Origin of the sequence: Vibrio hepatarius (assembly GCF_001274785.1) — a bacterium.
Taxonomy (GTDB): Bacteria; Pseudomonadota; Gammaproteobacteria; order Enterobacterales; family Vibrionaceae; genus Vibrio; species Vibrio hepatarius.
In genome coordinates this window covers 1-249 of record NZ_LHPI01000084.1, presented here as the reverse complement: position 1 = coordinate 249, position 249 = coordinate 1, and the positions used below count along the sequence as shown (strand labels likewise).

The following is a 249-nucleotide window of genomic DNA, read 5'->3' as shown; positions in this document are numbered from 1 at the left end:
TACCTGAGCCGGACCGTCATTGTTACTCTTGATCTTCAACACCCAACCGTTAGCGATCAAGTGATTGCGAATGCTGGTGCCTGACACATGGTGATTTTTGAACAGATCGTCCATCTCACCGGTTTGCATCAGCTCAATAAAGCGCAATTGAATCGGACGTGTTTTGATCCAATCAAGGAATTGAGGCAGTTGCTGCGCGTTCATATCTTTAAGCAGAACGGTATTGACCTTCACCTGCTCAAAACCGGC

1 pseudogene is annotated in these 249 nt (G+C 47.0%); it reads right to left on the bottom strand.

The features are described 5' to 3' along the window. Window positions 1-249, bottom strand: a pseudogene (gene moaA, locus AKJ31_RS22370) (GTP 3',8-cyclase MoaA); the annotation flags it as partial.